Raw genomic sequence first — 668 nt, 5'->3', positions numbered from 1 at the left:
GCTCTCCCAGCTGAGCTATAGCCCCATAATGTTTTAATACCCGTATAACCACTCCTTTTTCTTCTTATAATAAGAAGCTTTTTCTTTAGGCAAGGCGTGGAGTAACGAAGTTTACTTAATGTAAACGAGTTGCTTCACAACACAGCATAAAGGAAAAGTGGTAGGCCTGAGTGGACTTGAACCACCGACCTCACCCTTATCAGGGGTGCGCTCTAACCACCTGAGCTACAAGCCTATACCGGTATCTCTGCTCGTTCTTCATCAGACAATCTGTGTGAGCACTTCACATAACACGTATCTCTTAGGTAAGGAGGTGATCCAACCGCAGGTTCCCCTACGGTTACCTTGTTACGACTTCACCCCAGTCATGAATCACAAAGTGGTAAGCGCCCTCCCGAAGGTTAAGCTACCTACTTCTTTTGCAACCCACTCCCATGGTGTGACGGGCGGTGTGTACAAGGCCCGGGAACGTATTCACCGTAGCATTCTGATCTACGATTACTAGCGATTCCGACTTCATGGAGTCGAGTTGCAGACTCCAATCCGGACTACGACAGACTTTATGAGTTCCGCTTGCTCTCGCGAGGTCGCTTCTCTTTGTATCTGCCATTGTAGCACGTGTGTAGCCCTACTCGTAAGGGCCATGATGACTTGACGTCATCCCCACC

The 668-nt window shown here is 48.7% G+C and carries 1 tRNA gene and 1 rRNA gene; both read right to left on the bottom strand.

The features are described 5' to 3' along the window. Window positions 1-158: 158 nt before the first annotated feature. Window positions 159-235, bottom strand: a tRNA-Ile gene (locus IE142_RS39865). Window positions 236-306: 71 nt separating this feature from the next. Beyond that, window positions 307-668, bottom strand: a 16S ribosomal RNA gene (locus IE142_RS39860); the annotation flags it as partial.

The sequence above is a fragment of the Streptomyces mutabilis genome, from assembly GCF_014649815.1.
Taxonomy (GTDB): domain Bacteria; phylum Actinomycetota; class Actinomycetes; order Streptomycetales; family Streptomycetaceae; genus Streptomyces; species Streptomyces mutabilis.
The sequence above is the reverse complement of the archived record's forward strand: the minus strand, read 5'-3'. Positions and strand labels throughout refer to the sequence as shown.